Origin of the sequence: Bacillus sp. AFS098217 (assembly GCF_002551815.1) — a bacterium.
Lineage (GTDB): Bacteria > Bacillota > Bacilli > Bacillales > Bacillaceae_G > Bacillus_A.
In genome coordinates, this window is sequence record NZ_NVPR01000083.1 from 35,239 (window position 1) to 46,029 (window position 10,791).

The following is a 10,791-nucleotide window of genomic DNA, read 5'->3' on the forward strand; positions in this document are numbered from 1 at the left end:
TGTAAAAAGCTGTCTCCAAATTCAAATTTATAAAAGAAACGAAAAGCCGTTTTTCCATTTGGAAGAACGGCTTTTCGTTTTTTCAAGAATTGAAGGACTTTATCCTTTTAAACAATTAACACGATTTTAAAGTTTTCATTTTATTTTCAGTTTCATTCTTTATATTCAAGTTATCGATAAGGTAGAGGAGAGAGAAATATGAAAAGGAACAATAAATTACTAACGTTTTTGTTGCTCTTTGTTTTTATATTCATACCTCAACAAGGAAGCTATGCGGATGACGATAAGGACCATGAAAAACACGAGAAACATGAGAAACACAAGAAAAAGGAAGGTCATGAATCGGAGGAAGGCTATGAAAAACAAACAGTAAATACACAGAAAGAAGTTTGGCATACATGGTCAAAATTATCTGCTCTTAGTATTGCTTACGAACAAAGTCCTATAACGACTCAGCAACAAATAAGGATGCAAAAAGAGAATGAAAAAGAATGTTTGTTAGAGGTGTTGCCCTATCAGGGGCAAATACTTGTCCCCGTACAAGAAGTAGCTGTTTATTTAGGAGCCGAGGTTTATGAATACCGCCGAATCTCTACAGTTGAGGTTATTCAGCAGAAAAAGCATTTGATTTTTAAAGAAGGCTCACGGGCTGTGTATGAAGATATGTATAAAACACCGATGCCAACGGCTGCTATTACATACAATAGCAAAATATACGTGCCGGTTAGTGTTATAGCGAATGCATTAGGGTGGGATATAACATGGAATGAAAATCAGACGATTTTGCTGAAGGCAAGGGTGAATCAAAATGGCTAAACAAAAATGGTTGAAATGGGTAGTAGGGATTGGTAGTATCAGTTCTCTTGCGGTTTTCTTAAATGTTGTACAAGAGGAAAATTCGACTAATCAAAAGGAAGATCCTTCAGTAAATACGAGAAGAGACAACTATTCCATATCCAATATTAAGGAATTAAAAGAAACAGAAAAGACCGAGAGAGAACAATGGATTTCTACTTTGGATTGGGAAGAAGGGAATTGGGAAATAGATACCTCTAATACAGCGGCCACATTGACTCCAAAAGGTAAAAATACTAGGAAACAGCAGGCGGAAACTCGTACAAGGAGGTCTTAACGATGGATGGTGAATATTCATTTTCCTTTCGAGCTATGAACACCGAAGTACAGGTTAAGGGAGATGCCCCTTGGAATAGCAGTTGGAGCAGAAAATTAAAAGAATGCTTTTTTGCATTTGAATCTATTTGTTCGCGTTTTCTCAATTTCAATGAGTTAGCAATGGTCAATCGTGCTCCGATCGGTGCAAAAATTAAAGTGAGCCCTATTCTTTTTGATGTTCTGAAAGAAGCCATTCGTTATGCTGAAATGACGGATTATTATTTCAATCCCTTAATGGCGAGAAGAATGGAACGAATGGGATATGACCGATCTTTTGATCAAATAACAGATGTTGGGAGCACTATAGACAATGACATAGGAAAGGGAGATTGCAATTCCTTTCAGTTTGACCATCATGCAAGTGCAATCGTGAAACAAACTTCAGAAAAAGTTGACTTAGGAGGGATTGGAAAGGGCTGGGTGGTTGATAGAGGTGCAAGATTAATGAGGCAAGCAGGGGTTGTAAACGGAATTCTCAATGCAGGAGGCGATCTTACCGTTTGGGGGAATCAGGAGAAAGTCATAGGGATTGCAGATCCGGAAAAAGAAGAGAGAGATATTGCTCAATTTTATTTTTTGCAAGGGTGCATGGCTACTTCTAATAAAAAACATCGATCATGGAAACAAGGTTCTTTCGTTCGCCATCACTTATTAGATGGACAGACCGGTTTACAGGCCGAAAGTGATGTTATACAGGCAACAGTCTTTGCAAAAAGTACAGCTGAATCAGAAGTGATTGCTAAAGTATTATGCATCCTTTCCTTTCATGAAGGAATTCTATGGATGCTGGAGCACTTTCCTCACGCTGCAGCCGTCATTATTGATGAAAACGGAAAAGTGAAAGTTAGTGCTACAATTAAACGATATACGAAGAAGATGATGTTTTAATGGGAACCTTATATTCGACGTGGGAGTGGATACGGTCAGCAGGGATCACAGCCTATTTGCTGCTGTTCATCTCAAATGTAGCTGGATTAATGTATAAAGGAAAAATAGCTACGAAAACGCGGCAACCGATGCTATTAATCATTCATCAAACGGCTGGCTGGTTCAGCTTACTTTTCGCCTTTTTTCATGCGCTCATGCTGTTGTTTGATCAGTATGTTTCATATACTCTAAGTGAAATTGTTATTCCATTTACGGCCAATTACAAAACAGTCGCATCTGGAGTAGGAACGATTGCGTTGTATATACTGTTGTTTCTTTTTATCTCCTCAGATGTCATGAAAAAAATAGGAAGGAAGTGGTGGCGAGCGATTCATTATCTTGCTATTCCTGGATATTTACTCGCTTTCATTCATGGAATCATGATTGGAACGGATACAGGCGCATTATGGATGGTGATTTTTTATTCAGCTACTTTCGTAGTGGTAGTTGCGTTATTCGTAATTAGAATATTCAATGAAATATAATAAATCTCTTTCTTTTTTCTACCTATTTGTGTGTATAATAAAAAGAAAAAGGAAGATGTTGGGATAATGTATATTTTATTAGCAGAAGATGACAAGAAGCTTGGTCGTTTAATTGTTCATATGTTGGGTAAGGAAAAGCATACTGTCGATTGGGTAACAGATGGGGCTAGTGCGCTTGATTATATATTTTCTACTCTATATGACTTGGTACTTCTTGATTGGATGATGCCAGAGGTCAGCGGAATTGATGTATGCAAACAACTACGGAATAATCATTTTCAGGGACTGATTTTAATGTTAACAGCAAAAGATGATGTATTAAATCGAGTAGAAGGACTAGATGCAGGGGCGGATGATTATATTGTGAAGCCATTTCAGTTTGAAGAGTTATTTGCGAGAGTTCGAGCTTTAGAACGAAGAGGGAACATCCCCTTTATAAATAATGTATTGAAAGTTGGTGAACTCACACTAGACCGTGTGAATCATAAAGTTTGCCGCAAAGAGCAGGAAATTCAATTATCACCAAAAGAATATCAACTGCTCAACATTTTAATGTCGAATCCTGAACAAATATTACCGCGGGATGTATTATTGGATAAAATATGGGGAATTGAGGCTGATGTGTCAGACAATAATCTTGATGCACTCGTTCGGTTATTGAGAAAAAAGGTGGAGACTCCTGAAGGAGAGCGCCTCATTCATAATATCCGCGGAGTAGGATACAGACTGGTAAAGCATCATGTTTTTTAAAACAAGGCGGCGTTTAACCATTTTATTTACGGGGTTAATGATGATTTTTCTGCTTTCTTTTATTTTCATTGCATATATGCTTGTATCATCTTCCATCATTAAATATCAGCGGGAGGCAGTGATACAGCTCGTCAAGGAAGAATGGGCAGAACATAAGAACGATTTACTAAATCAGCAAAATTACATAGATAACGACAATGAAAGAGACAAACACCCTTATACAGATATGCAAACATTTTATTATATTCTTTCGAAAGATGGACAAATCATGGATGCCGATAACAGTTTACCGTACGTAACAGCTGCTTTAGGTGATGAAATGAAAGAGTGGAAGCCTCGTCATGTGGAAGTGCGCAAGGAGATGATAGTAGATCAAACTGGTACTAAAAAAGACATTTTATTTGCTGGTCTTTCTGTTGAAGAGCAAGGTAAGCATTTTGGAACCATCATTGCAGGAACGAATGTAACAGCTCAACAACAAGTCTTGGATCAATTTCTCTTAGTATTATCTTGTCTTTCCATCTTGTTCCTTATCTTATCCTTATGGCTCGGTTACTTCATGGCTGGAAAAGCGATGATTCCAATTTTGCATTCCTTTCAACGTCAGAAAGAATTTGTCAGTGATGCATCTCATGAACTGCGGACGCCACTGTCGATTATGCAATCGTCATTAGAAGTGATTGAGGTCGAGGAGAAAGAACGATTATCCCCTTTTTCACAGCAAATTTTTCATGATATGAAAGATGAAGTGAAAAGAATGACGAAGTTGATAGCGGATTTATTGACGATTGCTCGTTCGGATTCAGGAATATTAGACATTCGGTTGAGTTCCTTTGATTTGTATACAGTGTTAGAACAGCTAGTTCGCTCTTTTCAACTATTGGCCGATCAAAGAGAAGTAACGATTGTTCTTGTGACATCTTCGTCATGTCCTGTTATAGGAGATAAAGAAAGAATTACACAATTGTTATACATTTTGATAGATAACGCTGTAAAATACAACAAACAAGGCGGCTCTGTCTATCTAAAAGTTCACCAAAAAGGAAAAACAGTAGAAATGATCGTAGAGGATACAGGAATAGGCATCCCAAAAGAGCAATTGCCACGTATTTTTGATCGGTTTTATCGGATAGATAAAGCAAGATCAAGGGATTTAGGCAGCAATGGAATCGGTTTGTCGATAGCAAAATGGATTGCTGAGTCACACGGTGGAACCATTCATGTGGAAAGTGAAGTAGGTAGGGGAACCACGTTTCGATTACAATTACCAATTAAAGAATGATAGAGTGAAAGTCATGATGCTGAAAAAGGATCCTTTCCATATGTAATGCTATAACAGTTATGTTTCTCGTTTCTTTTTTCATTCATATTGCTCTTTCGCAAGGAAATCGGTGCTGAATCATCAGCACCGATTTTTTTACCTTACAGAAATGTAATATTCATGTAAGGAGAATGAATAGCTGGCTATTTATCCCAGTGTTATAGTAACAAAGTAGTTATTTCATAAAGTTAAATTTATGTTTCTTCTGCTAAATGGCCTTACATAACTGTCATGTTTGTGTAAGAAACATCCATAGTGGCAAGAGTAGAAGTTAGATATAGTGAAAATAGAGAATAGATGAAGAGAGGGATATAGAGATGAAAACAGTATTAGAAGCGAAAAATATTAAAAAAGTATATGATACAGGCGGAAATAAATTTGAAGCATTAAAAGGTATTAACTTACAAGTTCGAGAAGGTGAGTTCGTTGGAATTATGGGGCCTTCTGGATCTGGTAAAACAACACTTTTAAATGTTCTTTCTACAATTGATAATGCAACGAGCGGTGAGATCTTAATTGATGGAAAAGACATTTTGAAAATGAATGATGATAAATTGGCATTATTCCGCCGTGATCATTTAGGATTCATTTTCCAAGATTATAACTTATTAGATACGCTAACGGTGAAAGAGAATATTGCATTGCCACTTGCACTATCAAAAGTGAAAACAAGTGAAATTGATCGCCGTGTTCTTGAAATAGCGAAGAAGTTCGGTATTGATCATATTTTAAGCCAATTTCCATATCAAGTGTCAGGCGGCCAGAAGCAGCGCTGCGCAGCATCGCGTGCAATCGTTACAAATCCAAGTATGATTTTTGGAGACGAGCCAACAGGAGCACTCGATTCCAAATCAGCAACAGATTTATTAGAAAGTATGAAGTCATTAAATGAATATGATAATTCAACAATTTTAATGGTAACGCATGATGCATTTGCCGCAAGTTATTGTAAACGCGTTATCTTCATTAAAGACGGCGAGTTATATAAAGAATTACACCGCGGGGAATTAACTCGCAAACAATTCTTCCAACAAGTAGTCGACGTAATGTCCGCAATTTCCGGAGGTGCAATGGATGACGTTATCTAGCATTGCCCTCCGCAACATACAGCGGAACTTTAAGGATTACTTTTTATATTTTACATCTATGATTTTTAGCATCGTTATTTATTTTACATTTAAGGCGCTAGAGTATAACTCACAAATGGAAAAAGCGGCGGAAGGTTCTAAGAAAATTAGTGGAGCCTTCCAAGTATCAAGTGTGATGCTTATTATTTTCGTAGCAGTATTTATTATATATTCTAACGGCTTCTTTACACGTAAGCGTAAAAAAGAGGTTGGATTATATTCATTACTAGGAATTCGTAAAAGACAAATTGGGAAAATGTTATTTTATGAAAATATGCTAATGGGATTCATATCATTAGTAATTGGGATTGCAATTGGTAGTGTACTTTCGAAGTTATTCCTTGAATTGTTAATAAGCATGATGGGATTAAACTTACATGTTCATTTTGAAGTACCAATGTCCGCAATTATTGATACAGCAATCATTTTCTTCGTAATTATATTGTATACATCACTTCAAGGATATCGATTAATTTATCGCTTTAAATTAATCGAACTTTTCCGTGCAGAACGTGAAGGAGAAACGATGCCAAAAGGTTCGTTTATTATGGCATTGATTTCAGTCTTCTTAATTGGTTCTGGTTATTTCTTATCACTAACATTTATGAAGGCCGCTAAATATGCTGACTTTATGATGGTTGCATTTTATATTTTACTTGCAACAGTACTTGGCACATATTTATTGTTTATGTTCTTTACAGTATTCGTTTTAAAAAGAGCGAGAAACAAAAAATCGTCATTCTATAATGGAATGAATATGATAACAACGTCGCAGCTGTTGTACCGTATTAAAGGAAATGCAAAGTCATTAGCAACAATTGCAGTATTAAGTGCGGTAACATTAACAGCGGTTGGTACATCTGTAACGATGTATTACAATACATTTAAACAAACGAAAGATTATGCGCCGCACAGTTATTCTTACGAGAAAAAGGATGCAGCACTTGATAATAAAGTAAATGCAATTTTAAATGAAGAGAAGGAAAATCATCCCGTAACGAACCAATTCGAAATAGAAATGGTTCCTGTTAAAGGTAAGTTTGAAGGCGAAAAAGTAGATATGGGTATGAATGCGAATTATTTAGTTACTGAGAAATATCAGCTTGTATCGCAATCAGCATTTAATAAATTGGCGAAGAAAATGGATATAGATGAGGTTAGTTTAGCTGCCGATGAAGCTTTTGTATACGATGGCATGTATATGGAAGGCTATGAATTTAGTACGGTATATAAGGGGAACAAAGCAGTATTTCCAATTGGAAATAGGGCGGAAACATTAACGATTCAAGGTGCTGAAGGGCGTAATATAACAAACTTAGGTGAATTATTCGTCATTGTACCAGATGAAGTATATAACAGTGCGAAAGCAGTGGCCGAGACACGTATTGTTAAAAATATTGATGTGAAAGATGAAAAGAATAGTAAAGTGCTGACAGAGAAATTAAAGAAAGTGATGCCAATCGGAGAGTCAGAAGTTGCGTTACCTTTCAATGATTTTTACACTGGTTTCCACAGTATGCTGGAAGCAACAGGATTAATGATGTTTATCGGTTTGTTCTTAGGTTTAGTCTTTTTACTAGCAACAGGTTCTATCATTTACTTCAAGCAATTAACAGAAGCGAATGCAGACCGTGATCGATACATTGTACTTCGCAAAGTCGGAGTTACAAAACGAGAAATGAAAAAGGCAATTGCAAAACAAGTAAGCTTTATCTTTGCAATTCCATTAGTAGTAGGGATTTGTCACAGTTTATTTGCATTAAAAGGTTTATCAACGTTAATGCCATATGAAATCCTAATTCCATTATTCATGAGTATCGGTGTGTATAGCGTGATTTATATTGGATATTATTTCTTAACAGTTCGTTCTTATTACAAGATCGTGAGTGCGAAGTAATGAAAGCAGCAGCTATTGTGATGAGCAATAGCTGTTTTATTTATTCGTAAATAGAGAAAAAGCTTTGTGTAAATGCACAAAGCTTTTTTACATTTCTTCATAAAATATTAAGAAAATCCCATGATATTTCTTAAAAAATAATAGTTATATTTGGAGGCGTATTAGACAATACCGAATGAACGGAGAGAGGTTAGATGCAACTTATTACGTTTTTAACCGAATTTATTAAACATCCGAAAAAAACTGGGGCTATCGCACCTAGTTCTCACATATTAGCGAAAAAGATGGTTGATGCGATTAATTTTGAGGAAGCACGGTACATTGTAGAATTAGGACCTGGAACAGGAGTATTCACAAGAGAAATTATAAAAAGAAAAAAAGAACATACAATATTTATTCTGATTGAAATTAATGAAGTTTTTTTCAAAAAGTTACAGAAGCAGTTCGCGGACGATCCAAATGTTTTGGTTATACATGGATCAGCTGAAAACATAAAGAAATATATAAAGGCATTACAAATAGAGAAGGTTGATTATGTATTATCGGGATTACCATTTACTTCATTACCACAAGAAGTATCGTTACGAATTTTAAATAATGTGATGGAGGCATTACAAGAGAATGGTGAGTTTATCACATTCCAATATTCGCTTGTAAAAAAAGGATTTATACAAACCTTTTTCCCAGAAATTTTATTGAAAAGGGTTTGGTTTAATTTTCCGCCAGCCTATGTTCTTAGTTGTAGAAAAAAGGCTGGGAGGATATATGCGTAATGGAATTGCATAAATACGTGTTTATAAGATGCTTTTAATCAAACTTTATTTCAAAGCAACAGGATAATATGAATAAACTTCCATCAAAATTTGATGGAAGTTATATATGGTTTCATTTTTCTGTTACAACTGAAGCGATGTATGGTAAGTTACGATATTTTTCTGCACAGTCAATGCCGTAACCAACGATAAACTCATCTGGAATTTGGAAGCCTACATATTCTGCTTTTAAATCGACTTTACGACGTTCTGGTTTATCAAGTAATGTACAGAACTTTAGTGTTTTTGGCTTATGCATAAAGAAGTGGTCTTTTAAGAAGTGAAGTGTTAAGCCAGAATCGATAATGTCTTCTACAACAATTACGTTTTTATCTGTAATATTTACATCGATATCTTTTAATAATTTCACTTTTCCAGTTGTTTCTGTTTGGTTACCATAGCTAGATGCAGAGATAAAATCGATTGTTACTTCATTTTTAATGTGACGAATTAAATCAGCCGCAAATACGAAAGAACCTTTCAATACAGCAATAACAACGAGTTCTTCTCCTTCAAAATCACGCTCAATTTGAAGTGCTAGTTCTTTAACCTTTGCTTGCAATGCTTCTTCAGAGATTAAAGTGTCTTTTATTTCGATTTTCATTATAATCCTCCTACAATGTAAAACTCATGAATATTTCGACTGTAAAGGATAGTGAAGGAAAAGTCAAAAAAGATAGAGGTTTTTTCATTTCTTACAAAAGTGTAAGGTAATTTGTAAGATAAATCGATAGTTGAGTAGTAGTTTTTTGGATAAACTCATAAGTGTAAGGGAAAAGGCAAATACATTTTAGGTAAAGTAAGCTTTAGGCACTATATGTGAAAAGGAGTAGGAGGGAATGGAGAGACGTTGGATGACCTTTGCTTTCTTATTAACTAGTAACACCCTGATACTAGATGAAGAGATGAGCCTTTCGCACTTGTTTGATCGAGAAGACGATCATTTTTCTTCACAGTTTACAATGAAGTGGTGTAAATGGAGCGAAAGTTGTAAATTTGAGGAAGAGACCCCTAATAAAGAGCAAAGAATCATCTTCACAAACCCGATTAAAGCATGGGCCTTTCAACATCGTAAGTGTAACGTCATAAATCACTTAAAGAAAACTGAGACAAGACAGTTAGTTACCGCTTTGGACTCTCCTATTCTGAAATCACAGGAAAGTAACAATTAGACACTGAGACACTTAAAAAGCATTGTAGAGAAAATCTACGATGCTTTTTGCATGTATGGATATTACTTATCTAATTCGTTATTAGAAAAATAAGAGCACCATTTAGGCGCTCTTATTTTTGGAATTCATATAATATGCACCAGCGTTTTTGAATAAGTGTGGTGAAGTTGTAAATAAAAGGATTAGTAGTACTGTACATAGCGTGAAAGAAGCAAGCATTGTACTACCGTTCACGATCAATGAATATAGGACAGCAGATTGACCTTTCGGTGCATATTGTCCCCAGAAGATAATCCCGGCAATAAAGTGACAGAAGTAACGTGCAAAGCTACCAACGAATGTAGCAAGGATCATATAACCAAGTACTTTTTTCCCTTGGTTACTTTTTGATGAAGGTTTGTCTTTGCGGCTGCCAAGATCAGATTGTTCATTACTAGTGCTATATGTTCCGAGTGCTTTTTGAATTGGACGATGGAATAAACCAGCAAAACCGATAAAAGCAAATGCAATGAAGTATTCAATGAATGCTTGCGTAGGCGTTAAAATAGAAGCATCGCCGACTACGATTTGTAATAGTCCCCAAATTAAGCCGCCTAAGAAAGCCATTTTGAATCCCCAGCGGTAAGCGATAATAAAAATAGGAATCATAGCAAATGAAATGGAACCGCCTGTTGGAATTTTAATTGATAGTGGTAAGATATCGATGATCAAGGCGAAGGCTGCAAGGATTGCAGATTCAATCATCGCTTGTAAATTGGTGTTACGCATTTTGTTATTCCCCCTAAATCTAAATTGCACAAAAAAGAATAATGTACCATAGGGAGAGATGAAATACGTGAATAGAAAATAATGAGGTATATGTATTTCGACGTTTGCACAATTCCTACGTTAGCATTAACTAACAGGTTCTAAGGGTCGGAACGAAGTGTTCCCTCTCAGCAACGAGGCTCCCCCTGTGATAACGAGATTCTTTATTTGCTAGGTTCATTGTAATCGAAATGGATAAGAATGACAAATGTATATTAAAAAACCGACATACCCCCCCCTCTTTTAGATGGGAGAGAGCATCTGGCCATGCATAGAAGCGGTCAGTGCCTTTTTCCGCCCCATGCGAAGTGAAAACAGAA

Annotated in this window: 12 protein-coding genes and 1 riboswitch; of the genes, 10 read left to right on the forward strand and 2 right to left on the reverse strand. The window is 35.9% G+C overall.

All coding sequences use genetic code 11. From position 1 onward, the window contains the following. The first annotated feature begins 198 nt into the window (after positions 1-198). The 9 genes from COO03_RS21010 (at position 199) to COO03_RS21050 (ending at position 8,453) form a co-directional block, all read left to right on the forward strand. A complete protein-coding gene (locus COO03_RS21010) occupies positions 199-816 on the forward strand; it encodes a copper amine oxidase N-terminal domain-containing protein (RefSeq protein ID WP_097899005.1) in 618 nt (205 codons plus the stop codon). Next, complete coding sequence (locus COO03_RS21015; RefSeq protein WP_097899006.1) at positions 809-1,132, forward strand: hypothetical protein; 324 nt, start codon at positions 809-811, stop codon at positions 1,130-1,132. Before COO03_RS21010 ends, COO03_RS21015 begins: the two co-directional genes overlap by 8 nt. A 2-nt stretch (positions 1,133-1,134) precedes the next feature. After that, on the forward strand, positions 1,135-2,061 hold the full coding sequence (locus COO03_RS21020; RefSeq protein ID WP_097899007.1) for an FAD:protein FMN transferase: 927 nt from the start codon (positions 1,135-1,137) through the stop codon (positions 2,059-2,061). Further along, on the forward strand, positions 2,061-2,585 hold the full coding sequence (locus COO03_RS21025; protein WP_097899008.1) for a ferric reductase-like transmembrane domain-containing protein: 525 nt from the start codon (positions 2,061-2,063) through the stop codon (positions 2,583-2,585). Before COO03_RS21020 ends, COO03_RS21025 begins: the two co-directional genes overlap by 1 nt. Positions 2,586-2,651: 66 nt before the next feature. After that, a complete protein-coding gene (locus COO03_RS21030) occupies positions 2,652-3,335 on the forward strand; it encodes a response regulator transcription factor (RefSeq protein WP_097899009.1) in 684 nt (227 codons plus the stop codon). Between the two features lie 118 nt (positions 3,336-3,453). Further along, on the forward strand, positions 3,454-4,617 hold the full coding sequence (locus COO03_RS21035) for a sensor histidine kinase (RefSeq protein ID WP_179863019.1): 1,164 nt from the start codon (positions 3,454-3,456) through the stop codon (positions 4,615-4,617). Between the two features lie 356 nt (positions 4,618-4,973). Next, complete coding sequence (locus COO03_RS21040) at positions 4,974-5,744, forward strand: ABC transporter ATP-binding protein (protein WP_097899011.1); 771 nt, start codon at positions 4,974-4,976, stop codon at positions 5,742-5,744. Beyond that, entirely contained in the window at positions 5,731-7,680 is a 1,950-nt protein-coding gene (locus COO03_RS21045; protein WP_097899012.1) for an ABC transporter permease, read from the forward strand. Before COO03_RS21040 ends, COO03_RS21045 begins: the two co-directional genes overlap by 14 nt. A gap of 194 nt (positions 7,681-7,874) precedes the next feature. Beyond that, on the forward strand, positions 7,875-8,453 hold the full coding sequence (locus tag COO03_RS21050; RefSeq protein WP_097899013.1) for a class I SAM-dependent methyltransferase: 579 nt from the start codon (positions 7,875-7,877) through the stop codon (positions 8,451-8,453). A 112-nt stretch (positions 8,454-8,565) separates the two neighbouring features. Here COO03_RS21050 and hpt read toward each other — a convergent pair whose 3' ends face one another. Then, entirely contained in the window at positions 8,566-9,096 is a 531-nt protein-coding gene (gene hpt, locus COO03_RS21055; protein WP_097899014.1) for a hypoxanthine phosphoribosyltransferase, read from the reverse strand. A gap of 235 nt (positions 9,097-9,331) precedes the next feature. Here hpt and COO03_RS21060 point away from each other — a divergent pair, with 235 nt between their 5' ends. Further along, on the forward strand, positions 9,332-9,664 hold the full coding sequence (locus COO03_RS21060; protein WP_097899015.1) for a hypothetical protein: 333 nt from the start codon (positions 9,332-9,334) through the stop codon (positions 9,662-9,664). Between the two features lie 102 nt (positions 9,665-9,766). Here the strand turns inward: COO03_RS21060 and thiT are convergent, their stop codons facing one another. Continuing rightward, entirely contained in the window at positions 9,767-10,432 is a 666-nt protein-coding gene (gene thiT / locus COO03_RS21065; protein ID WP_097899016.1) for an energy-coupled thiamine transporter ThiT, read from the reverse strand. Between the two features lie 94 nt (positions 10,433-10,526). Beyond that, positions 10,527-10,628, reverse strand: a riboswitch (TPP riboswitch). Positions 10,629-10,791: the final 163 nt, after the last annotated feature.

What these genes read in the sequence shown, in the direction of transcription:
- COO03_RS21010 (WP_097899005.1), top strand. Translation starts at nt 199, where the DNA reads ATGAAAAGGAACAATAAATTACTAACGTTTTTGTTGCTCTTTGTTTTT.
- COO03_RS21015 (WP_097899006.1), top strand. Translation starts at nt 809, where the DNA reads ATGGCTAAACAAAAATGGTTGAAATGGGTAGTAGGGATTGGTAGTATC.
- COO03_RS21020 (WP_097899007.1), top strand. Translation starts at nt 1,135, where the DNA reads ATGGATGGTGAATATTCATTTTCCTTTCGAGCTATGAACACCGAAGTA.
- COO03_RS21025 (WP_097899008.1), top strand. Translation starts at nt 2,061, where the DNA reads ATGGGAACCTTATATTCGACGTGGGAGTGGATACGGTCAGCAGGGATC.
- COO03_RS21030 (WP_097899009.1), top strand. Translation starts at nt 2,652, where the DNA reads ATGTATATTTTATTAGCAGAAGATGACAAGAAGCTTGGTCGTTTAATT.
- COO03_RS21040 (WP_097899011.1), top strand. Translation starts at nt 4,974, where the DNA reads ATGAAAACAGTATTAGAAGCGAAAAATATTAAAAAAGTATATGATACA.
- COO03_RS21045 (WP_097899012.1), top strand. Translation starts at nt 5,731, where the DNA reads ATGACGTTATCTAGCATTGCCCTCCGCAACATACAGCGGAACTTTAAG.
- COO03_RS21050 (WP_097899013.1), top strand. Translation starts at nt 7,875, where the DNA reads ATGCAACTTATTACGTTTTTAACCGAATTTATTAAACATCCGAAAAAA.
- hpt (WP_097899014.1), bottom strand. Translation starts at nt 9,096, where the DNA reads ATGAAAATCGAAATAAAAGACACTTTAATCTCTGAAGAAGCATTGCAA.
- COO03_RS21060 (WP_097899015.1), top strand. Translation starts at nt 9,332, where the DNA reads ATGGAGAGACGTTGGATGACCTTTGCTTTCTTATTAACTAGTAACACC.
- thiT (WP_097899016.1), bottom strand. Translation starts at nt 10,432, where the DNA reads ATGCGTAACACCAATTTACAAGCGATGATTGAATCTGCAATCCTTGCA.